This window comes from Thermocatellispora tengchongensis (assembly GCF_014202315.1).
Classification (GTDB): Bacteria; Actinomycetota; Actinomycetes; order Streptosporangiales; family Streptosporangiaceae; genus Thermocatellispora; species Thermocatellispora tengchongensis.
The window spans coordinates 114957-135704 of record NZ_JACHGN010000020.1; the positions used below are offsets into that span (position 1 = coordinate 114957).

Below are 20748 nucleotides of genomic sequence, written 5' to 3' on the forward strand. Positions count from 1 at the left end.
TTTGTCAACGCCCTGAGGTGTCGGGCCGTGTACGGAGGGGTGTGCGCGGGCCGGCCCTTTTCGACAGAGCAGCGAAAACGGTCCATCATGCCCACATGGACACTCGGGATCGGATCTTGAAGGCCGCCGCCACCGTGTTCAGCCGGTACGGCTTCCGGCAGACGAACATGGAGATCATCGCCCAGGAGGCGGGACTGTCGAGACAGGCGCTGTACCGCTACTTCCCCAACAAGGAGTCGCTGTTCACGGGCGTGGTGGAGGATCTGCACCGCGCGGCGCTGGAGGCCGGTGAGGCCGCCGTGGTCACCGCCACCCGCGAGGGCAGGGGCCTGGCCGACGTCCTGTACGCCCAGCTCGACGCGCGGTTCGGCCACTTCATGGACCGGCTGGAGCACTCCCCGCACACCGAGGAGCTCACCGAGGAGAACACGGCGCTGGCGGCCGACACCGCGGCCCGGTACGCCGAGCTGCTGCGCGAGGCGGTGACCCGGGTGATCCGCGCCGCGATCACGGTGGACGGGCTGTCGCTGCGCCCCGGCCTGACCCCCGAACGGCTCGCCCACCTGGTCATCCATGCCTCCCGAGGGCTCAAGAACGCCCGTCCCACGCCCGATCTGGACCGTTTCCGCGCCGACCTGCGGCAGTTGGTCGACCTGCTGGTGGACGGCGCGCTGGCGGCGCAGCCGGACGAGCCGGCGCGCACCCGCCGCCGGGCCTCCGCCGGCCACAGGTGACCTTCGGGGTCCAGCGTTGACATAGTTGACACCAGAAGAAACTATGTAACGCAGCGATCCCGAAGGAGTCCACCATGACCGACACTCTGGGCTGGCGCCGCGTCTACGGCATCGCCACCCCGTCCACCAACACCGTCGTCCAGCCCGAGTACGACGCCATGCGCCCGGTGGGCGTGACCAACCACGTGGAGGGGATGCACATCCCCGACGACCCGCTGCGCACCGGCGACGACGGCGAGGAACTGATCCGCCGCATCGACGCCGCGCTGGAGAACGCCGTCGACCGGCTGGCCACCTGCCGGCCCGACCACATCGTGCTGGGCATCTCGGCCGAGAGCATCTGGGGCGGCGGCCTGGAGCCCGCCCGGCGGATCGCCGAGCGCATCCGCGCCCGGGCCGGCGACCTGCCGGTGACGCAGGCCGCCGACGCTCTGCCGGCCGCGCTGAAGGCGGTGGGCGTCGGCCGCCGGGTCGCGGTGGTGGACCCCTACTCCGAGATCGCCGAAGGTCACCTCGCGCAGTTCTTCGACGAGGCCGGATTCGAGCTGGTGCGCTGTGCCCACGTTCCCGCCAAGAGCCCCACGCTGATCGCGCACACCACCGACGCCGAGCTGATCGGGGCCCTGCGCAAAGCCGACGGCGACGACGTCGAGGCCATCGTGCAGTTCGGCGCCAACCTGCCGGCCGCCCGGCTGATGGGCGAGGCCGAACGGTGGCTGGGCAAGCCGGTGATCGCGGTGAACACCGCCACCTACTGGCACGCGCTGCGCTCGGACGGCATCCAGGACAAGGTGCAGGGCTTCGGCTCACTGCTCAGCCACCACTGATCCGCCCGCCGCGACCGGCCGGGCCGCCCGAGGGCGGCCCGGCCTTTCCCGTCAGCGGCCGAACTCGGCCAGCAGGCGCCTGCAGCGGATCACCCAGCGGTCCCGCTCGTCCTCGATCTCGGCGATCGAGCGTCCCGCCGCCTCCGCGTGAACGCCCGCGATCAGCCGCGCCATCGGATCGCCCGCCGGAAGGTCTCCGGTCAGCGTGCCGAACGCGGCGAGGAACCCCTCGATGCCCCGTTCCCCTCCGGCCAGGTGCATGTTGAGCAGCGGCCCGACCAGCGCCGAACGCAGGCCAGGGCCCCAGGTCAGCGCGTCGTCCACGGCCCGCGCGTCACCGACGCCCTCCAGGACGATGGCGACGGCCTCGCGGGTGAGGGCCGACTGCAGCCGGTTGACGATGTGGCCCGGTGTCTCGCGGTCCAGCCGCAGCGGGCGTTTGCCGACCGAGCGGTAGACCTGTATCGCCGCGGTCACCGCGGCCTCGGCCGTCTGCTCGCCGCCCACGACTTCCACCAGCGGCATCAGGTGCGGAGGGTTGAGCGGATGGCCGATGACCATGCGCTCGGGGCGCGCCTGCCCCCGCTGGATCTCGCTGATCGGAATGCCGGACGAGCTGGAGGCGATGACGGCGCCCTCCGGCGCCGCCTTGTCGATCTCGGCGAACAGCGACCGCTTGAGGCCGAGGTCCTCCGGCCCGCTCTCCTGGACGAAGTCGGCGCCGGTCACCGCGGAGGCGATGTCGGGCGCGAAGGCCAGCAGGTCCGGGTCGGGGTCGGCCTCCGTGGCCAGGTCGCCCACCTCCCGCAGCAGCGGCCAGGCCCGTTCCAGCCGGGCCCGCAGCGCCGGCTCGGCCTTCGGGTCGGTGTCGGTGACGACGACCCGGTGCCCGTGGGCGAGGAAGGCGGCCGCCCAGCCCGCCCCCATCAACCCGCCGCCGACCAGTGCGATCCGCATCAGCGTCCGTCCTTTCCGCCGGCCGTCCGCACGGCGTCCCGGGTGAAGCCGTACAGCCTGGCCGGGTTGTCGACCAGGATCGCCCTGCGGTCCTCGGGCCCCGGTACGGCGCGGGCCAGCAGGTCCAGCAGGTCGCCCTCCTCCGGCATGGGCGCGCCCATGCCGGGATGCGGCCAGTTGCTCCCCCACAGCGTCCGGTCGGGCGCCAGCTCGTGCAGCGCGGCCATCAGCTCGCGGGTGTCGTCGTGCCCGGGCCGGTGGGGAGACACCAGGTACGGCGCGGACAGCTTGACCCAGGCGCCCGCGTCCGCCAGCAGGCGCCGCAGCGCGATGAAGCCGGGACCGCCGGGGACCTCGGAGGCCGGCAGCGTCCCCATGTGGTCGACCACGACCGGCACCGGCAGGCCCGCCAGCAGCCCGGCGTGCTCGGCGAGACCCGCTCCGTCCAGGATGACCTGGACGTGCCAGCCCAGGTCCGCGAGCCGCGGGGCGAAGGCGGGCAGGTCCGCCGGGGTGAGGGCGGCACGGTACAGGGGGTTGACCCGGACGCCTCGCACACCGGCGATGTGCAGCCTGGCCAGCTCGTCGTCGGTGACGCCGGGCGGGACCACCGCGACACCGCGCAGCCGGTCGCCGTGCGCGGCCAGCGCGTCCAGCAGCAGGGTGTTGTCCACGCCGTAGACGCTGGGCTGCACGAGCACCCCCCGTTCCAGGCCGACCCGCTCGCTGACCTGGAGGTAGTGCTCCAGGAAGGCGTCGGCCGGGGTGTAGGCGCGCTCGGCCGCATAGGGATACCGGCCGGTGGGGCCGAAGACGTGGAAGTGGGTGTCGCAGGCCCCCGGCGGCAGCGGCTCGGACGGCGGCCGGGGCCTGAGGTTGGGAGGTGCGAACTGCGGCGCGATGTGCACGTGGGTGTTTCCTCTCCGGGTCGGGACGTTGGCCGCCCCGTATCGATTCGTTGACATATTTTCGCGTTTTGTCATATATGTAAACCATGCAACCCACCAGATTCGCCGGCCGGACGGCCGTGGTGACCGGGGCGGCCAGGGGTATCGGGCTCGCCTGTGCCCGCAGGTTCGCCGAGGAGGGCGCCTCGGTGGCGCTGGTCGACCTGCCCGGCTCGGACGGCGCCGCTCAGGCCGAACGGCTCGCCGCCGAGGGGCACACGGCCCGCTTCTACCCCTGCGACGTCACGGATCGCCCGGCGGTGAACGGGACGTTCGACAAGATCGCCGCCGAGCTGGGCGTGCCCGACGTGCTGCACGCCAACGCGGGCATCCTGCGTGGCAGCGACTTCCCCGACACCACCGAGGAGGAGTGGAACGCGGTTCTGACCGGCAATCTGACCTCGGTGTTCCTGTGCGGGCAGGCCGCCGCCCGGCTGATGATCTCCGCTCGGCGTCCCGGGGCGATCGTCAACACCGCCTCGATCGCCGTCCTGCTGACCGCGCCCGAGGGCGCCGCGTACAGCGCCTCCAAGGGCGGAGTGGCCGCACTGACCAGGGCGATGGCACTCAGCCTGGCCCGGCACGGCATCCGGGTGAACGCGATCGGCCCCGGCACCGTCGCCACCGAGATGATGGCGCCCGCCCTGGCCCACCAGGAGCTGGCGGACCAGATCCTGTCACGCACCCCGCTCGGACGGTACGCCCGGCCCGAGGACATCGCCGGCGTCGTCGCCTTCCTCGCCGGCGATGACGCCGCCTACCTGACCGGCCAGACCCTTTACATCGACGGCGGGCGGCTGGCCCTGAACTACACCACCACCGCGCGGGCCTCGGCGGGCCGGCCATGAGCCCCGAACACGCGCACGTGCTGCTGACCGAGCCGGTGCCGCCCATCATCGAGGGCCTGGCCCCGCACTTCGAGGTCCACCGCCTCTGGGAGATTGGAAGAGAGCAGGCGATCGAGAAGGCGGGCCGGGACATCCGGGCCATCGCCGTCGGCCCCAAGGCGGTCGTGGACGCCGGCCTCATCGCCGCCCTGCCCGCCCTGGAGATCATCGCCAAGTTCGGCGTCGGGTACGAGACCATCGACGTGGCCGCGGCCGCGCGGCACGGGGTCGTGGTCACCAACACCGCCGGCGCGCCCACCGAGGAGGTCGCCGACTTCGCCCTCGGCCTGCTGCTGGCCGCCGTCCGGCAGATCCCGCAGGCCGCCCGCTACCTGAGCGACGGGGAGTGGGGCCCGGGCCGGTTCTTCCCGCTCACCGCCACGCTGCGCGGGCGGCGGGTGGGCATCCTCGGCCTCGGCGCGATCGGCCGGGCCGTGGCCCGCCGCTGCGAGGGGTTCGGCCTTCCGGTGGCCTACCACGGCCGCACCAGGCAGGCCGGCGTACCGTACCCGTACTACGACTCCCCGCGCAGCCTGGCCGCGGCCGTGGACACGCTGATCGTCACCGCGGCGGGCGGGCCCGGCACCGCCGGCCTGGTCGACGCGCAGGTGCTGCGCGCCCTCGGCCCCGACGGGGTGCTGGTCAACGTCGCCCGCGGCTCGATCGTCGACCAGCCCGCCCTGCTGGAGGCGCTGCGCGAGGGCACCATCCGGACCGCCGCTCTGGACGTGTTCGCCGGTGAGCCCGAGACGCCGCGCGACCTGCTGGCCTTCGACCACGTCGTCGTCACGCCCCACACCGGGGCGGGCTCCCTGCACACGGTGCTGGAGATGAGCCGGCTGGTGGTGGAGAACCTGGTGTCCTGGTTCTCCGGCGCGGGACCCCTCAGTCCCGTCCCCGAGACCCCCTGGAGGAAGCGCTGATGCGTGCCGCGCAGATCACCGCCTTCGGCGGCCCCGAGGTGCTTCGCGAGACCGAGGTCCCGGCGCCCGAACCCCTTGCCGGTCAGATCGTCATGGCGGTGGAGACAGCGGGCGTGAACTTCGCCGAAGTCCTGATGCGCCAGGGGAAGATGCCCGGCCTGCGGCCCCCGGTCGTCCCCGGCCTGGAGGCCGCCGGTCGGGTCGCCGCGGTCGGCGAGGGCGTGCGCGGCTTCACGCCCGGCGCGCCCGTCGCCGCGTTCACCTTCTCCGGCTACGCCCAGTTCGCCGCGGTGGACGCCCGGCTGGCCGTGCCGCTCGGCGATTTCCCGGACACCGCGTTCGCGGCCACCGTTCCCTGCGCCGCGGTGAGCGGATATCTGATGCTGGACCACCTCGCCCGGCTGCGGCAGGGGGAGACGGTGCTGATCCACGGGGCCGCCGGAGGTGTCGGCGGCCTGGCCGCGCAGATCGCCCGCGCGCTGGGGGCAGAGCGCGTCCTGGGCACCGTCGGCCGCCCGGGCAAGGCCGAGTACGCCGCCGGACTCGGCTACGACGAGGTGTTCGACCGCCAGGACTTCACCTCGGCGGTGGCCGACCTGACGAAGGGACGCGGCGTCGACGTCGTCCTGGAGATGCTGGGCGGCGAGCACGTCACCCGCAGCCTCGACGCACTGGCCCCGGGCGGCCGGGTCGTCTACTTCGGCGACCCGGACTTCGCCAGCCAGGCCACCGTCCCGGTCCAGCGGCTCCGCTCCGCCAACCACGGAGTCCTCGGCTTCTCCCTGGGCGGCCTGGCCTGGCAGAGCCCCGGACTGTGGCGCCCGGCCGCCGAGTCCGTGCTGCGCCTGGCCCGTGAGGGTCGCCTGCAGAGCACCGTCACCGGCGCCTATCCGCTGTCGGAGGCCTCCGCGGCACACGCCCTGCTGGAGTCGGGCAGGTCGGTCGGCAAGCTGGTTCTCCAGATACCGCCGGCCTGACACCGCTTCCCCGCGGCAGCGCTTTCGGGGGTGACCCGCGGGCCGTCCTCCCCGATGAACAGCTCGCCCGAGCGGGAGGGTGGGCTACCGGCCCGGCGCTGCCCGGCCGAGCTGGTAGAGGCCGGCGGCGGCGAACGCGAACGCGACCGTCGAGGCGATGGTGCGTACGAGGTATGACGGAATCAGGGATGACCCGGAGGGCGACCCTGAAGTCGCCCGCCCGAGGCGAGGCACGGCGCGAGGCGATCCTGGCCGCGGCCGCGCAGATCCTGGAGAGCGAGGGCATCACGGCGATGTCCGCGCGCAGGATCGCCGAGCAGGCGCACGCCTCGAAGGAGACCATCTACGCGCACTTCGGCGGCCGGCGCGGGCTGCTCGAAGCCCTGGTGCAACGGCAGTCGGCCGAGACCAACCGGCGTCTGCGCAGCGCGCTCGACGAGCCGGGCGGACAGCCCGTGCGCGCCGTCCTCGAAGAGGCGGTGCGCGGGTTGTTGACGCTGCTGACCGGCGCCAGATCCCTCGCCCTCAACCGCGCCGCGATCGCCGGCGTGCCGGGCGATCGTGAACTGGCCGACGCGCTGTACGCGGCCGGCCGGGCGACGACCGGGCCGCTGTTCGAGGCGCTGCTCGCCCAAGCCGCCCGCGATGGGGAGCTGACCTGCCCGGACTCCGTCGAGGCGTTCGGCGTGCTGTTCGGACTCGCCGTCCGCGACGCGCAGATCACCGCCCTGCTCGGTGCCGGAAAGGAGTGGACGCAACAGGCGATCCAGGCGCGCGCCGCACACGCCGTCGCCTTGTTCTACCGCCTGTACGGCTCACCCGAGAGGTCGTGACCGTGCCGGACGCTGAGGCGTCACGACGGTTCGCGCCCGCCGGTGAAGGCGAGCCAGGGGGGCCGCCTCGCCGCGGAAGCCGGCGGGATCCACCTGTCCGGCCCCGTGAACCACCACACGCCTCGCTCGCGCGTGCCTCGGCCGCCCGGGAGAGCTTGTCGTCCCGTGTGGCCACCGCGCGATGGCGTTCGAGCCGGTTGTGCAGCCGGAGGTCGAAGGCGGGCGGCCGGGCTACAGGGGCGCGGCGTGCGCCTCTCGGCTTCCGGCGCGGCCCAGGGGCCTTCCGGAGATCTAGCCGTTCGGACGGATCACGATCGTCTGCAACGAGTTCCGTAGCTGCTCGGCGGCCTGGGGGGTGAGCCGCGCGAGGAACTCGCGCTCGGCGTCATCGGTCGCCTTGACGGCCTGGCGGAGAGTGTCCTTTCCGGCGTCGGTCAGTTCGACCACGTTGCGGCGCCGGTCCTCCGCGTCGGGGTGACGTGACACCAGACCTTTGGCCTCCAGCGCGTCCAGCATCGCGACCATCGTCGTGCGGTCGATGCCCAGCCGCTGCGCCGCCTGCTGCTGAGACGTCGGCTCGCGGCCGGTGAGGGCGAGCAGCACCCCGAGCTCGCGCCCGTCGATGCCGTACGGCGTCAACGCCTTGGTGGTGAGCTCGGCCATCCGAAGGTGCGCGTGCTTGAGCAGGTAGATCAGATTCCTGCTCAGCTCGGGGCCCGGCCCGTCGTTGCTGGACATGCTCTCCATTCTATTGCTAGGCTGATCGTCAGTACCACTGACAATCAGCTCGACGACACAAGAAGAGGAAAGCAATGATCCTGGTCACCGGAGGCTTGGGTTTCATCGGCTCCCACACCGTTCGGGCACTGCTCGACATGGGCGAGGGCTGCGTGCTGGTCCAGCGCAGGACCGGCGAGGTGCCGGCCGGCCTCGTCGGCGAGAACGTGGCGGTCGAGCGGGCCGACATCACCGATCTCGACGCGTTGCTCGACGTCGGCAAGCGCCACAAGATCACCGGCATCGTGCATCTCGCGTTCTCCATGCCGTGGCCGCCCGCGCCCGACCAGCCCATTGAGCAAACGCGAAAGGCCCTGGGCAGCCTGCTCAACATCATGCAGGCCGCCCAGGACTGGGGCGTGGCCCGAGTGGGCGTCGCGAGCACGATCGGCGTCTACTCCGGCATCGCGGACGAGGGCCCGCTCAGGGAGGACTCTCCGTTGCCGATGACCGCACCCCACGTGATCCCGACCTTCAAGAAGATCGGCGAGATGCTCAACGGCCACGTGGCCGACGTCACCGGCATCGAGGTCATCAACCACCGCATCTCCGGCACCTGGGGCCCGGGCGACCCCCACGGCGCGATGTTCTTCGCCGCCCCCGAACTCATCCATGCCGCCGCCAAGGGCACTGAGCCGGACCTCTCCACGCTCTTCGTGCCTCCGCACGCGGAAGACGCGATCGACCTGTGCTACGTCAAGGACACCGGCCGGGCCATCGCGCTCCTCCAGCTCGCGGACCGGCTCAACCACCGCACGTACAACGTCGGGTCCGGCCGCGCGACGACCAACGCCGAGATCATCGCCGCGATCAAGCAGGTCGTCCCCGACGCCCGGGTCGACCTGCCCACCGGAGGGCTGGGCCGGCAGAGCTACCTCGACATCACCCGGCTCCAGCAGGACACCGGCTACAAGCCCGAATACGACGCCGAGCGCGCGGCCGCCGAGTACATCGCCTGGCTGCGCGCCGGCAACGAGTACTGAGGGCCTCCGGGCGCGGGCGTCCGTGCGGGGAGAGCCGGTGGCCGGGCCGCTGGATGAGCCGGCTCGGGGCGGAGAACCTGGGGGTTCTCCGGGGCAGGACCTGAGTCCCGTCCCGGGGACCCCTGGAGGGAGCGCTGAAGCGTGCCGCCTGCCCGGCCCCCCTCGCGCCCGCCAGGCCGTCCGCGTCGTCCAAAGTGTCGGTGCGGATCTCTAGCATCGAGCCCATGACCACTGTGTCCCAGCTTCGCAAGGCGGCGCTCGGCCTTCCCGAGGTCGAGGAAGGCGCCCACTTCGGCATGGTCGCGTTCTCGGTGCGCGGCAAGGGGTTCGCCTCGGTGACGAAGGACGGCCAGGTGCAACTCCACCTGGGGGAGGCCGAGGTCGAGGCCGCGGTGTCCGCGCATCCGAGCGGCGAGCGGCTGTTCCGCAACGGCGCGCTCATCGGCTTCCGGGTGCCGGTGGCCGACATCGACGGCAAAGACCTCAACGCCCTGGTCCGGGTGGCGTGGTTCCACCGTGCTCCCAAGCGGCTGGCGGCGGCGCTCGCCGAGGCCGACGCGGGAACCAAGCCTGCCGATTGCGACCTGCCGGCCGCCATCGGCAGGCCGGCCACGCATGCCCTGCTCGGCGCCGGCCTGACCACTCTCGCCCAGGTCGCCACCCGCACCCGGGACGAACTGCTCGCCCTGCACGGGGTCGGCCCGAAGGCCGTGCGGATCCTGTCCGAGTCACTGGCCCAGAAGGGCATGTCGCTGCGCTGACGGCGCGAAGGCGACGATGACAGGCGGCGACCCGCCTGAACGCTCTCTCATCGGAGTGAGGGGTATGACGATCTCCCCCGGGCCGCGGTCTTCCGCGGAGATCCGTGCCTACCTCAGGGCCCGGCTCAACGATGCGCTTCGCCGGTCCGGCATGTACGGCGGTGAGCTCGCCCTGCGCCTGATGATCGATCACCTGGCCTACGCGGAGCACCAGGAGGAGTGGTGGGCGGAGGCGTTGCGGGCGCTGAAATCCCGGGGCGCCTTCGATTCCGCCGGCGTGACCGGGGCGTTCGGCACGGTGCTGCCCGGTTCCTGCGAAAACGACGTCGCCTCGATCTACGCGGAACTCGCCCACGATCAGGGTTGGCTGCGATCCGACAGAACGCTGACCGCCGGGGAGTACGCGTCCCTGCGCAGGGCCCTCAGCGCCTGGACCGCGCACGACCGCACACTCACCGAGGTACGACAGACGTTCGGCCCGCCCTCCGTGATCTTCGGCGGCGACAACCCCTTCTACGGCAAGACGCTGGCCTACCTGACCGAATCGGCCACGGAACCGATCATCTTCTTTCATCTGTGGAACGGGTCCTCGCGGAAAGCCGGATCGACCTGGTCCCCGATCCACGACGAACCCGTCCTGTTGGCCGTCCGCTTCGGAAGGGGCGCGTTCGAGGACACCTTCACCTTCACACCGGCCGGCGATCGGCGGCGGTCTGTTACCGGGGAGTGATCGGGCAACGGGGCATCTTCCACAAGGCGGGATGGCGGAAACGTGGTCGTTTCACCCCGTCTGCTCACGAACGGGGGCATTCGCCGCTGCCGCGCCGGGCGCGGTCTCGGGCGCCGGGCCGGTGGCGCTACTCGGCCGGGTTGTTCCGGCGTGGCGGGAGGCGGGGGAGATGGGCATCGGGATCGAGGGGGCCGGGGTGATCCCCAGTGCCTCCTGGCTGATCGCCTTTCTCCCGGCTGCGCGGTCGAGCGTTCGAGATGGTGGCGGAATTCGTTCTCCGGCCGGCGACTTGGTCGTGTCCTCGCGGCTCCGCCTGGCCGGGGTGGGGTGACGGCCGGCGGCGGGGAGGTTCATTACGGGGGCGTTACCGGGGGGGCGGGGCGCGTTACTTCCTTCGATCCCGGGCGGGGGATGTCTTGACTCCGCCGATGGCGGGTGGCAGTCTCCGGAATGTATCCAATTTACCTCTGTAGGCATCCAACCCATGGCGTCCCGCCCATCCGGCGGGAGTGAGACGGGTTCGCCGGCAGGAGGTGGCCTGGCGTGAGTGAGGGCAACATGCGTGAAGGCAGTGGGCACCGTGAAGGCAGTGGGGACAAGGTGTACTCCGGGGCGCCCGGTGACACGTTGCTGTTCGAGAACGACCGGGTGCGGGTCTGGTCGATGACCCTGGAGCCCGGTCAGGCGGTCGACTATCACCAGCACCACCACGACCACGTGGTGCTGTGGCCGGACGCGGGGCAGGCGCAGGCCAACGAGCTGGGCAGTGAGGAGTGGGGCCTGGTGCAGAACGCCGAGCCCGGGTTCGTGCTGTACCGGACCGTGGGCCACACCGCGCCGCTCACGCCGCACCGGATCAGGAACGTGGGGAGCAACACGGTCACGCACTACATCATCGAGCTGCTGGAGACGTCGCCCAGCGCCGAGGCGCACCCGTGGGTGTCCAACGGGCGCGGCGTGTTCGGCGCGCTGGAGGACGTCAAGGCCGAGGTGAAGGAGGGGGCCGCGGGGTGACGCGAGGCTAGCCATCCTCCAGGGGCGCCGGGGTGGCGGCGCGCGGAGGGGTGGAACGGGCGGCGGCGTGAATGTGACGGGGCCGTGGTCCGAGGAGTGGTCGCCATAGGTGGGCGCCGTCCGCCGGTACGGGCGGGGCGCGCCTGAGGCTGGGGCGCGGACGGCCGTGAGGGCCGGGGTGCGCGCCGGCCGCGGCGGTCGGCCGACCGCCGAGTTCTCCTGTGCCGGTCGCCGAACAGGCCGGCCGATTCGTTCGATTCACCGTTGTTCATCCTGTGCTGCCGCTGCCCGGCCGTGTGTCCGTCCGGCGGGCCGGTGGCGCAGGACTGTCTCGTCCCGTTCGTCGTGATCGCTCACATCGCCCGGCGGCGCCCCGTCGTGGCCGCCGGTTTCCGCTCCGCGTCCGCTCTCGTGGCGTCCACCTGGAGGAAAGCATGACCCTACAAGATCAAAGCGTTGCCGGGCAGGCGCGCGCAGGCCAGTTGCGGAAAGGGACGATCGGGGTGTTCGGGATGGTCTTCATGGTCATCGCGGCCACCGCGCCGCTGACCGCGATGGCCTCCAACATGTCCCTGAGCCTCGGCTTCGGCGTCGGCGCGGGCAGCGTCGGGCTGCTGCTGCTCACCGGGGCGCTGCTCGCGGTGTTCGCCGTCGGGTACGTCGTGCTGACCAGGTACGTCACCAACGCCGGCGCCTACTACGCCTTCATCGGCTTCGGCCTCGGCCGGGAGACCGGGGCGGCGGCCGCGTTCGTCGCCACGCTGGCCTACAACCTCGCGGCCGGCGGGATGATCGCGGCGACCGGCTACTTCGCCGACATCGCCGTCACCTCCTACCTGGGCGTGGACCTGCCCTGGTACGCGTACGGGGCGGTGGCGCTGGTGATCACCTTCTTCCTGGGGCTGCGCGGGGTGGAGATGGCCCAGCGGGTGACCAGCGTCATCTCGGTCGCCCAGTTCGGCATCATCCTGCTGCTCGGCCTGGCGATCCTCGTGGGCAGGCCCGGCGGATGGTCGCTGTCGGTGCTCTCGCCGGGCGAGATGTTCTCCGGCAACGTGGCGATGACCCTGGTGTTCTGCCTGCTGTGCTTCGGCGGGTTCGAGGCGACGGCGATCTACGGCGAGGAGGCGCACGCGCCGCGCCGGGCGATCAGGGTCGCGACGTACCTGGGGCTGGCCCTGCTGGTGGTGGTCTTCGCCTTCTCCACCTGGTCGCTGGCCGCCGCGTACGGGGATGTGAAGTCCGCGGCCGGCGAGGACCCCGGGTCGTTGGTCTTCCGCGCCGCGAACCTCTACCTCGGCGAGTGGTCCGGCCCGCTGTTCAGCGCGCTGGTCGCCTTCAGCTTCCTGGCCGCGGCGGTGGCCTTCCACAACATGTCCACCCGGTACATGTTCGCCCTGGGCCGCGCCCGCCTGCTGCCCGTCTTCCTGGCGCGGGTGCACGACCGGCACGGCACCCCCTACCTGAGCACGTACGTGCAGGTGGCGATCACCCTGGTGATGCTGGTCCCCTTCGCGGCGAGCGGCGCGGACCCGATCGTGAACCTCTTCCCCGCGGTCTCCGGGATCACCTCGCTGTCGCTGCTGACGCTGATGCTCGGCTGCTGCGTCAGCGTCGCGGTGGCCGCGCTGCGCGGCAAGGTCACCGAGCGGTGGTGGGAGACGGTGCTGGCGCCGGCGGTCGCCGGGAGCGGGGTGCTGGCCATCACGGTCATCGTGGTGGCGAACTACCAGGCCGTCACCGGCAGCGACTCGCCCTTGGTGGCGCTCATGCCGGCCCTCCCCGTCCTCGCGGCGCTGTACGGGGTGCTGGTGTCCCGGCGCAGGGGTCAGGCGCTGCTGGACGACGTGCCGGCCGCCTAGCCGCGGAGCGCAGGCCCGCCCCTGGCGGGCCAGCGCCCCACTAAATCCGGATAAAACCCTTCAAAACTGCATAAGTCTCTGTATATCGTCAAAACCGAATGCGGATTCGCGTTCGCGAGAGGACAGCCCATGGAAAGCACCGACACCCGTACGCTGCCCGCCACCCCACAGGAAGTCGTCGAGCGCGCCAGGATGCTGCGGCCGGTCCTGGCCGAGGACGGCCCCGAGATCGACGCGACCGGCTGCGACCCGGCCCGGAACATGAGGCTGCTCGGCGAAGCCGGGCTGCACGCGATCAACGTGCCCGTCGAGTACGGCGGCCTGTGGGACGGTCCCCCCTACGGAGGCTGGCGTCACTTCGTCGAGGCGCTGATCGAGGTGTCCGCCGCCGACGGCTCTACCGGCCAGTGCTGGTCCACCACCGGCCTGGTGGCCCGCGAGATCTTCCACAACGACGAGCTGGACAAGGAGACCAAGGCCCGGCTCGCCCACGAACTGCTGTACGAGGGCCGCCGCCTGGTCGCCTCGAACGCCGAGACCGGCGCAAGCGGGCGGGTGGTGGGCCGCAGGGTGCCCGGTGGCGTGGTGGTCAGCGGTGTCAAGACCTTCAACAGCAACAGCGGCGGCGGTGGCCGCGACCTGAGCTGCGTCAGCTTCGCGCTGCTCGGTGAGGACGGGGACACCGCCGCCGCGCCGCGGCACCACGCGCTGATCCGGCTGGACGATCCCGCCCTGGAACTGGGGCACGACTGGGACAACATGGGACAGCGCGGCACCTACAGCCAGACCATCACCTACCGGGACGTGTTCGTACCGGACGGGTGGCACTTCCCCTCGCACGGGCTGACGCCGTACTTCGTCGGCTCGGCCCTGCAACTCCACGGGGCGCTGCTCCAGGGGATCGGCGAGGGCGCCCTGGCCGCCGCCATCGCGTACCTGCGCGAGCTGAACCGGCCGAGCATGCCCTCCTTCCCCTCCGCCGCCGAGGACCCGTTGATGCACCGGCAGATCGGCGAGATGTCCAGCGAGCTGGCCGCGTCACGGGCGCTGCTGCTGGCCACCGCCGCCGAGCTGGACCATCCGGAGCTGATCGACCCCGCCGAGGAGGTCATGGTGCGCGGGTTCCGGGCCAAGGTGGCCGGCACCCGGGCCGGGCTGGACGTGACCGCCAGGATCTTCGACCTCACCGGGGCGCGCAGCACGGCGAACAAGTACCGCTTCGACCGCTTCTGGCGCAACGCCCGCACCTTCGGCAGCCACGACTCGCTGGACGCCAAGAACGCCTTCATCGGCGCGGCGGAGCTGACCGGCACCGTGCCCCCGCTGTCGGCGTACATGCGGGCCTGAACCGGTGCCGGGAAGGGAGGAATCGATGCACCCCAGCGAGCTGCTGGCGCCGATGGACTACGCCGCGCTGGCGCCCCGGGCGCTCACCGAGCCGCCGCCCGTCTCGGTGCTGCCGGGTGCGCGCAGCCACCTCAACGTGCCGTACGCGACCGTGATCGGTTGGCGGCCGCTCCAGCTCGACCTGCACCTGCCGGACGCGGGCGAAGGCCCGTTCCCGGTGGTGGTGTACGCGCACGGCGGCTCCTTCCTGGGCGGCATCAAGGCGCTGGGCTGCTGGTACGACCTGCCGGCCCGGGGCATAGCGGTCGCCTCGGTGGCGTACCGGCTGGCCGGGGAGGTGCGCTTCCCGGACCCGGTCGAGGACCTGCGGGCCGCGATCCGCTGGCTGCGCGCGCACGCGGGCCGGTACGGGCTGGACCCGGGGCGGGTCGCCGGGTGGGGCGGTTCGGCGGGCGCGTACCTGATGATGATGGCCGCGCTGACCTGGGACGAGCCGCTGGGCCGGGTGGTCGGCGAGCACACCGGCGAGTCCGCCGCGCTGTCGGCCGTGGTGGACCACTACGGGGTCGCCGACCTGGCCCGGATCAGAGAGGACGCGTCCGGCGGCCCGGAGGAGGAGATCCTGGCGGCCGAGCGCATCCTGCGGCACTTCCTGGGCTTCGACCCGAGGGCCGAACCGGACCTGTGGGCCGGCGCCGACCCGGTGCGCCGTGCGGAGCGGCTGGTGGCCCGGCACGGCGGCGGGCCGCCGTTCCTGATCATGCACGGCGACGCGGACCGCCGGGTGGGCCTGGCGCAGAGCCGCCGCCTGCACGCCGGGCTGACCGCCGCGGGCATCGACGCGGAGCTGGTCGTGCTGCCCGGGGCCGACCACGCCGGGCCGGAGTTCGCCGCGCCGGAGTCGGTGGACCGGGTGGTGGACTTCCTGTGGCGGACCTGGAGGGCCGCGCCCGCCGGGACGCCGGCCGTGCCGGGGGCGGCGCGATGAGCGGCGGGCCCGCGGCGCCGCAGCAGGAGCGCAGCCGGCGCTCCGCGCAGCAGATCCTCGCCGCCGCGGTGGACGTGCTGACGGCCGACGGCATCGCCGACTTCACCATGTCCAGCGTCTCCGAGCTCGCCGGGCTGTCCGTGGGCGGCGTCTACGGGCGCTTCCCGAACAAGCAGAGCCTGCTCCGCGAGGTCAAGAACGAGGTGCTGACCGAGCTGGAGGAGGCCATCGCCGAACGCCTCGCCGCCGTCGGCGAGAGCGGCGGCGGCCCGGCCGAGGTGCTGGAGGCGTTCGTCACCGGCCTGTCGGAGCACCTGTACGCCCGCACCCGGCTGTTCGCCTTCGTCTTCCTGCAGAGCGCCGACGACGCGGTGATGCGGCGCCGCGGGTTCGACTTCCACCAGCGGATGAAGGACGCGCTGCGCGACGCGCTCGCCCCGTACCCGATCGAGCCGGCCGGGCCGGGGGAGGCGGACCGGATCGACGTCGTCTACGAGGTCGTGGTGCAGAGCATCACCATCCGCGCCGTCTCGGCCGGCACCATCGCCGACGGCGAGCGCACCTACCGCTCGGTCCCCGGCTGGCGCCAGTACGCCGCGGAGCTGACCGAGATCGCCCTGCTCTACCTGACCAGCCCGCCCCGGAGGTCATCATGATCCTCACCGAGCCGACCGACACGACGGTGCTGCGCGCGGCCTTCGGCTGCTTCCCCAGCGGGGTCACCGCCATCTGCGCCGTGATCGACGGCGAGCCGGCCGGGATGGCGGTCAGCTCGTTCACCTCGGTGTCGCTGGAGCCGCCGCTGATCTCGGTGTGCATCCAGAACACCTCCCGCACCTGGGTGCGGCTGCGCCGCGCGGCCCGCATCGGGGTCAGCGTGCTGGCCGACCGGCACGGCGACCACTGCCGGCGGCTGTCCCGCCGCACCGGCGACCGCTTCGGCGGCATCCCGTGGGACATCGCGGACAGCGGCGCGATGTTCGTGCGGGGCGCGCCCGCCCAGTTCGACTGCTCGCTTCACCGCGAGGTGGAGGCGGGCGACCATTCCATCGCGCTGCTGCGGGTGCACGCCCTGGCGGCGTGCCCGGCCAGCGCCCCGCTGGTGTTCCACGGCAGCACGTTCCGCAGGCTCGCCTAGGCGGGGCCGGTAAGGAGATCAGATGGACGACTTCGAGTGGTCCGGAGAGCAGGTCGTGCTCTGCAAGGACGACGCCCTCGGACTGCGCGCCGTGATCGCGGTGGACAGCACGGTGCTCGGCGGCGGACTCGGCGGGGTGCGCTTCAAGCACTACCCGTCGTACGGGGCCGGCATCCGCGAGGCGCAGCGGCTGGCCGCCGCCATGACCCTGAAGAACGCCGCCGCCGGGCTGGGCTACGGCGGCGCCAAGGCGGTCATCTTCGCCACCGAGCCGGGCGACCGCCGGGCCTTCATGCGGGCGTTCGGCGAGTTCACCGCGCGGCTCGGCGGCAGCTACCTGCCCGGGGTGGACATGGGCACCACCATGGACGACCTGCGCTGGATGGCCGAGGGCGGCGCCCCGGTCATCTCCGGCGAGGAGAACCCGTCCCCGTCCACGGCGGTGGGCGTGCACCACGCCATCCGGGCGGCGGTCGCGCACCGGTTCGGCGCGGACACCCTGGACGGGCGGACCGTGCTGGTGCAGGGCGTGGGCCATGTCGGGGCGTCGCTGGCCCGGCTGGCCGCCGCGGACGGGGCCCGCCTGCTGCTGTCGGACCTGGACGGGGAACGCGCCGCCGCGCTGGCCCGCGAGCTGGGCGGGCGGGTCGTGCCGCCGGAGGAGGTCACCGCCACCCCCTGCGACGTGTACGCGCCGTGCGCGGCGGCCCGGGTGGTGCACCCGGGCTCGATCGCCACCCTGCGGTGCGACATCATCGCGGGGGCGGCGAACGACACGCTGGCCCACCCCTCCTGTGCCGATCTGCTGCACGCCCGGGGCATCACCTACGTGCCCGACTTCGTGGCCAACGCCGGCGGAGTGATCCAGATGGACGCCGTGCACCGCGGGCTGAGCCAGGGCGAGCTGGACGACGCCCTCGCCGCCATCGGCACCCGGGTGGCCCGGCTGCTGGCCGAGTCGGACGCGGAGGGCATCACCCCGCTGGCCGCCGCCGAGCGCGCCGCCCGCGCCCGGCTGGCCGGCGCGGCGTGAGGCGCGGCGTGACCGTTACCCGGCGGACCGGCGCGGCGTGAGGCGCGGCGTGACCGTTACCCGCCGGACCGGCGCGGCCTGACCGGGGCCGCACCCCCCGACCCCTCGGGCGCCCGTCACCGCCCGGGGACGCCGCCGCCGTCCCGGGACCACCACCACCCCGGGACGGCGGCGGCCCTGACTTCGGGGCGCCGTGGGCCGCGGGAGCGGGTCACGGCTCCTGGAAGCGGAGCAGGATCAGCTCCTGGGCCCGCTGGGTGTGCGCCATGATGAGCTCGCGGGCCCGCTCGCCGTCGCGCCTGTCGATGGCGTCGGCGATCCGGACGTGCTCCTCGGCGTTCTCCTCCAGCAGCCGGGGGTCGCCGTCCAGCGCCGACCAGGTGAGGTTGCGCGGCATGCGGTGGTGCAGGGTCTCCAGGGTGAGCTGGAGCTGGCGGTTGCCGCAGGCGGTGACGATGGTGGCGTGGAAGGCGTCGTTGGCCCGGTACCACAGGGCGCGCGACTCGGCCCGCGAATCCTCGCCGCCGGATCGCGCGTGCCGCACGGCCTCGCGGAAGATCCCGTCGGTCTCGCGCAGCACGTCGAGCTGGGCCTGGGTGATGTTGCGGGCCGCGAGGCAGGCGGCGTGCCCTTCGAGCACCCCGCGCACCTCGAACGCCTCGGTGATGTCGCGAATCGACGGGAGCTTCACCCGGGCGCCACGGTTGGCGACGATCTCGACCACGCCGAGGGCGTCGAGCTGGCGCAGGGCTTCGCGGACCGGGGTGCGGCTCACGCCGTACTCCTGCGCGATCCGCTCCTGCCGGATCCAGGAGCCGATCTTGATGTCCCCCGTGCTGATCCGGTCTTGCAGCGCGTTCACCAGGCCGGCGACCAGGCGGTCCTGATCGCGGGGCGACGAGGACGCGGCCGGCACTGGGCCGGGCTTCGGCACCGTCGGCTTCCCTTCTGCGGCGGGCGAGCCGGTCGCCCGAGGGTGGGATGCGGAGCTTTCTCGATTGGATACTAACGAGGATCGCGGGACCCGGCACATTCCAGTGCGCTCGATTTGTATCCAATCTGGATTGATCGGATGCAATATGCTATCCATGGATCAGACGAACGATCTCCCCCTGACCCGGCGTGCCTCCGCCTGCCGCCCGGCGATCGAGCGCCGGGCGCCACGAGCGTGACCGTCCGGCCGGCCCCGAAGGAGTTCCGGAGAGACCATGGGATGGACCAGGCCCGCGCCGTTCACCACCCGCCCGACACTGGAGGGCACCGTGGGCATGGCGGCCTCGACGCACTGGGCGGCCTCGGCGACCGCGATGGGCGTGCTGGAGCGCGGCGGCACGGCGTTCGACGCCGCCGTGGCCGCCGGGTTCGTGCTCCAGGTCGTCGAGCCGCACCTCAACGGCCCCGGCGGCGACCTCGTCGCCCTGTTCACCACGGCGGGCGACCCCACTCCGCGCGTGCTCGACGGTCAAGGCCCGGCCCCGGCGGGAGCGAGCGCGAAGCGGTACCGCGAGCTGGGCCTGGACCGGGTGCCGGGCGCGGGGGCCCTGGCCGCGGCGATCCCCGGAGCCGTGGACGCCTGGCTGATGCTGCTGCGCGACCACGGAACCTGGGAGGTCGCCGACGTGGTGGGGCCCGCGATCGGCTACGCCCGCCACGGGTTCCCGGCGGTGACGGGGCTGTGCACCACGATCTCGGCCGTGGCCGGTCTGTTCCGCGAGCACTGGGCCGACTCCGCCGCCCTGTGGCTGCCCGGCGGCCGGCCGCCCGTGCCGGGGCAGGTGCTGCGCAACCCGGTCTGGGCCGGCACGCTGGAACGCCTGGCCGCCGCCGCGACCGGGCCGACCAGGCAGGCCCGGGTGGACGCGGTGCGCAGGGCCTGGGCCGAGGGCTTCGTCGCCGAGGCGGTGGAGAAGTTCTGCGTCGTGCCGCACCGGCATTCCTGCGGCACCGACCACGCGGGCGTCCTGACCGGCGCCGACATGGCCGGCTACCGCGCCCGGATCACCGCCGCGGCGGTGGGCGGGTTCCGGGGGTACCGGATCGCCAAGACGCCCCCGTGGGGGCAGGGCCCGGCGCTGCTCGCCGCGCTGGCCACCCTCGACGGGTTCGACGACTGCGACCTCGACCCGTCCACCGAGCGCGGCGCGCACCTCGTACTGGAGGCGATGAAGCTCGCCCTGGCCGACCGCGACGCCTGGTACGGCGAGAGCGACGGCGCCCTCCTCGACGTCGAGGATCTGCTGGACCCCGGCTACGTCGCCGAGCGGCGAAGCCTGATCGGCGAGGAGGCGTCGGCGGACCTGCGCCCGGGACGCCTCGGCGGCCTGGTCCCGCGCCTGCCCGACCTCGCCCGCGTGGAGGCGCCGGAGCAGGCCGGGGAAGAGGCCGATGAGGGGGCGGTGGGCGAGCCGACGGTGCGGATCGGCGGGGAGGTCCGGGGCGACACCTGCCATCTGGACGTCGTGGACCGCTGGGGCAACCTCGTCTCGGCCACGCCGTCGGGCGGCTGGCTGCAGTCCTCGCCGGTGATCCCGGCGCTGGGCTTCGCCCTCGGCACGCGGCTGCAGATGACCTGGCTGCAGGACGGCCTGCCCGCCACGCTCACCCCGGGCCGCCGCCCGCGTACCACACTGACCCCGACACTGGTGCTGCGCGAGGAGACCCCGATCGCGGCGCTCGGCTCTCCCGGCGGCGACCAGCAGGACCAGTGGCAGCTGCTGTACCTGCTGCGCACCATCGTCGGGGGTTACACGCCGCAGCAGGCCATCGACGCCCCCGCCTTCCACACGACCTCGGCGCCCAGCTCCTTCTGGCCGCGCCACCGCACCCCGGCCGGGGCCGTGGTCGAGGACCGGCTCGGCGAGCGGGTCATCGCCGCCCTGGAACGCCGCGGCCACCGCGTCACCCGCGCCGGCGACTGGGCCCTCGGCCGCCTGTCGGCCGTCGGCCGCGACCCGGCCCGCCCGGGCGTCCTGTGGGCCGCCGCCAACCCCCGCGGCATGCAGGGCTACGCGGTGGGCCGCTGACGGGCGC

21 protein-coding genes are annotated in these 20748 nt (G+C 73.0%); 17 read left to right on the forward strand and 4 right to left on the reverse strand.

The window, feature by feature from the left end:
• Nucleotides 1-95: 95 nt before the first annotated feature.
• Nucleotides 96-734, forward strand: coding sequence for a TetR/AcrR family transcriptional regulator (locus HNP84_RS37435; protein WP_185054759.1), 639 nt, complete (start codon nucleotides 96-98; stop codon nucleotides 732-734).
• Nucleotides 735-808: 74 nt separating this feature from the next.
• Complete coding sequence (locus tag HNP84_RS37440) at nucleotides 809-1561, forward strand: maleate cis-trans isomerase family protein (RefSeq protein WP_185054760.1); 753 nt, start codon at nucleotides 809-811, stop codon at nucleotides 1559-1561.
• 51 nt (nucleotides 1562-1612) lie between these two features.
• Here HNP84_RS37440 and HNP84_RS37445 read toward each other — a convergent pair whose 3' ends face one another.
• Nucleotides 1613-2518 (reverse strand): 3-hydroxyacyl-CoA dehydrogenase NAD-binding domain-containing protein, encoded by a 906-nt coding sequence (locus HNP84_RS37445; protein WP_185054761.1) that lies wholly within the window; start codon nucleotides 2516-2518, stop codon nucleotides 1613-1615.
• The gene (locus tag HNP84_RS37450; protein WP_185054762.1) at nucleotides 2518-3426 is read right to left on the reverse strand and encodes an amidohydrolase family protein; all 909 of its coding nucleotides are present in this window, start codon (nucleotides 3424-3426) and stop codon (nucleotides 2518-2520) included. Before HNP84_RS37450 ends, HNP84_RS37445 begins: the two co-directional genes overlap by 1 nt.
• Nucleotides 3427-3512: 86 nt before the next feature.
• On the opposite strand from HNP84_RS37450, the gene HNP84_RS37455 reads away from it, so the two are divergent.
• The 4 genes from HNP84_RS37455 (at nucleotide 3513) to HNP84_RS37470 (ending at nucleotide 7085) form a co-directional block, all read left to right on the forward strand.
• Nucleotides 3513-4313 carry an SDR family NAD(P)-dependent oxidoreductase gene (locus tag HNP84_RS37455; RefSeq protein WP_185054763.1) on the forward strand — a complete coding sequence of 267 codons (801 nt, stop codon included), beginning with the start codon at nucleotides 3513-3515 and terminating at the stop codon, nucleotides 4311-4313.
• The gene (locus tag HNP84_RS37460; RefSeq protein WP_185054764.1) at nucleotides 4310-5275 is read left to right on the forward strand and encodes a 2-hydroxyacid dehydrogenase; all 966 of its coding nucleotides are present in this window, start codon (nucleotides 4310-4312) and stop codon (nucleotides 5273-5275) included. Before HNP84_RS37455 ends, HNP84_RS37460 begins: the two co-directional genes overlap by 4 nt.
• Complete coding sequence (locus HNP84_RS37465; protein WP_185054765.1) at nucleotides 5275-6252, forward strand: quinone oxidoreductase family protein; 978 nt, start codon at nucleotides 5275-5277, stop codon at nucleotides 6250-6252. Before HNP84_RS37460 ends, HNP84_RS37465 begins: the two co-directional genes overlap by 1 nt.
• A gap of 188 nt (nucleotides 6253-6440) precedes the next feature.
• On the forward strand, nucleotides 6441-7085 hold the full coding sequence (locus HNP84_RS37470; RefSeq protein ID WP_185054766.1) for a TetR/AcrR family transcriptional regulator: 645 nt from the start codon (nucleotides 6441-6443) through the stop codon (nucleotides 7083-7085).
• Nucleotides 7086-7376: 291 nt separating this feature from the next.
• On the opposite strand, the gene HNP84_RS37475 is transcribed toward HNP84_RS37470, so the two are convergent.
• Nucleotides 7377-7823: a MarR family winged helix-turn-helix transcriptional regulator gene (locus HNP84_RS37475; RefSeq protein WP_185054767.1), complete on the reverse strand. Its 447-nt coding sequence runs from the start codon at nucleotides 7821-7823 to the stop codon at nucleotides 7377-7379.
• A 74-nt stretch (nucleotides 7824-7897) separates the two neighbouring features.
• On the opposite strand from HNP84_RS37475, the gene HNP84_RS37480 reads away from it, so the two are divergent.
• The 10 genes from HNP84_RS37480 to HNP84_RS37525 all read left to right on the forward strand — a co-directional run bounded on the left by HNP84_RS37480 (nucleotide 7898) and on the right by HNP84_RS37525 (nucleotide 17718).
• Nucleotides 7898-8845 carry an NAD-dependent epimerase/dehydratase family protein gene (locus HNP84_RS37480; RefSeq protein ID WP_185054768.1) on the forward strand — a complete coding sequence of 316 codons (948 nt, stop codon included), beginning with the start codon at nucleotides 7898-7900 and terminating at the stop codon, nucleotides 8843-8845.
• A gap of 224 nt (nucleotides 8846-9069) precedes the next feature.
• The gene (locus tag HNP84_RS37485) at nucleotides 9070-9606 is read left to right on the forward strand and encodes a hypothetical protein (RefSeq protein ID WP_185054769.1); all 537 of its coding nucleotides are present in this window, start codon (nucleotides 9070-9072) and stop codon (nucleotides 9604-9606) included.
• Nucleotides 9607-9622: 16 nt separating this feature from the next.
• A complete protein-coding gene (locus HNP84_RS37490) occupies nucleotides 9623-10336 on the forward strand; it encodes a hypothetical protein (RefSeq protein ID WP_246519184.1) in 714 nt (237 codons plus the stop codon).
• A gap of 558 nt (nucleotides 10337-10894) precedes the next feature.
• A complete protein-coding gene (locus HNP84_RS37495) occupies nucleotides 10895-11350 on the forward strand; it encodes a cupin domain-containing protein (protein ID WP_185054770.1) in 456 nt (151 codons plus the stop codon).
• Between the two features lie 434 nt (nucleotides 11351-11784).
• Nucleotides 11785-13212, forward strand: coding sequence for an APC family permease (locus HNP84_RS37500; protein ID WP_185054771.1), 1428 nt, complete (start codon nucleotides 11785-11787; stop codon nucleotides 13210-13212).
• Nucleotides 13213-13341: 129 nt separating this feature from the next.
• Nucleotides 13342-14559 carry an acyl-CoA dehydrogenase family protein gene (locus HNP84_RS37505; protein ID WP_185054772.1) on the forward strand — a complete coding sequence of 406 codons (1218 nt, stop codon included), beginning with the start codon at nucleotides 13342-13344 and terminating at the stop codon, nucleotides 14557-14559.
• Nucleotides 14560-14584: 25 nt separating this feature from the next.
• On the forward strand, nucleotides 14585-15547 hold the full coding sequence (locus HNP84_RS37510; protein WP_221337249.1) for an alpha/beta hydrolase: 963 nt from the start codon (nucleotides 14585-14587) through the stop codon (nucleotides 15545-15547).
• Complete coding sequence (locus tag HNP84_RS37515; RefSeq protein WP_185054773.1) at nucleotides 15544-16203, forward strand: TetR/AcrR family transcriptional regulator; 660 nt, start codon at nucleotides 15544-15546, stop codon at nucleotides 16201-16203. The genes HNP84_RS37510 and HNP84_RS37515 overlap by 4 nt, the downstream gene beginning before the upstream one ends.
• The gene (locus HNP84_RS37520) at nucleotides 16200-16685 is read left to right on the forward strand and encodes a flavin reductase family protein (protein WP_185054774.1); all 486 of its coding nucleotides are present in this window, start codon (nucleotides 16200-16202) and stop codon (nucleotides 16683-16685) included. The genes HNP84_RS37515 and HNP84_RS37520 overlap by 4 nt, the downstream gene beginning before the upstream one ends.
• Nucleotides 16686-16707: 22 nt before the next feature.
• Nucleotides 16708-17718 (forward strand): Glu/Leu/Phe/Val dehydrogenase family protein, encoded by a 1011-nt coding sequence (locus tag HNP84_RS37525; protein WP_185054775.1) that lies wholly within the window; start codon nucleotides 16708-16710, stop codon nucleotides 17716-17718.
• Nucleotides 17719-17929: 211 nt separating this feature from the next.
• Here HNP84_RS37525 and HNP84_RS37530 read toward each other — a convergent pair whose 3' ends face one another.
• Nucleotides 17930-18652 carry a GntR family transcriptional regulator gene (locus tag HNP84_RS37530; RefSeq protein ID WP_221337250.1) on the reverse strand — a complete coding sequence of 241 codons (723 nt, stop codon included), beginning with the start codon at nucleotides 18650-18652 and terminating at the stop codon, nucleotides 17930-17932.
• Nucleotides 18653-18926: 274 nt separating this feature from the next.
• Between HNP84_RS37530 and HNP84_RS37535 the strand changes: the two genes are divergently transcribed.
• Complete coding sequence (locus tag HNP84_RS37535) at nucleotides 18927-20741, forward strand: gamma-glutamyltransferase family protein (protein ID WP_185054776.1); 1815 nt, start codon at nucleotides 18927-18929, stop codon at nucleotides 20739-20741.
• Nucleotides 20742-20748: the final 7 nt, after the last annotated feature.